The following is a 648-nucleotide window of genomic DNA, read 5'->3' as shown; positions in this document are numbered from 1 at the left end:
CGGAACTCGGGCGAAATCACGCTGGTCTTCATGATCGCGCTGTCGAACAGATTGCCGGACAGCACCACGAACCCCGCCGACGTCATCAAGGGCGTGTCGAACGGGCGGATCACATCTTCATTCTCGATCACCGCACTGCGGCAATTCTCGCCGATCGTCTTGCCGTTCGCGGTCATCGCGCCCTCGGCAATCAGGCCATGCTGGATCAACTGCGCGACCACGGCGGGGACGCCGCCAGCGCGATAATAATCCTCGCCCAGATATTCGCCCGCTGGCTGCAAATTGACCAATAGCGGCACGTTGAGGCCATGCTCTTCCCAGGTCTTGAGCGGGACGTCGACGCCGATATGCCGCGCAATCGCGGTGAGATGGATCGGCGCGTTGGTCGATCCGCCGATCGCGGAATTGACCGCGATCGCATTGAGAAAGGCGTCCTTGGTCAGGATGTCGGAGGGCTTGAGGTCCTCCGCCACCATCTCGACGATGCGCTTGCCGGTGTAATAGGCGCATTCCTGCCGGTCGCGATACGGTGCGGGGATCGCCGCCGATCCAGGCAGCGACATGCCCAGCGCCTCGGCCAGGCTGTTCATCGTCGTCGCGGTGCCCATCGTGTTGCAATAGCCGGTCGACGGTGCCGACGAAGCGACG

At 63.0% G+C, this 648-nt stretch carries 1 protein-coding gene; it reads right to left on the bottom strand.

The window, feature by feature from the left end; translation table 11 throughout:
- Positions 1 to 648: dihydroxy-acid dehydratase domain-containing protein (locus AACY08_RS27885; protein WP_339472325.1), on the bottom strand; the 648-nt coding region annotated here is incomplete at both ends.

Origin of the sequence: Pseudomonas sp. EL_65y_Pfl1_R83 (assembly GCF_963970695.1) — a bacterium.
Classification (GTDB): domain Bacteria; phylum Pseudomonadota; class Gammaproteobacteria; order Pseudomonadales; family Pseudomonadaceae; genus Aquipseudomonas; species Aquipseudomonas tritici.
Note: the sequence above shows the minus strand (reverse complement) of the source record. Positions and strands in the feature narration are given on the sequence as shown.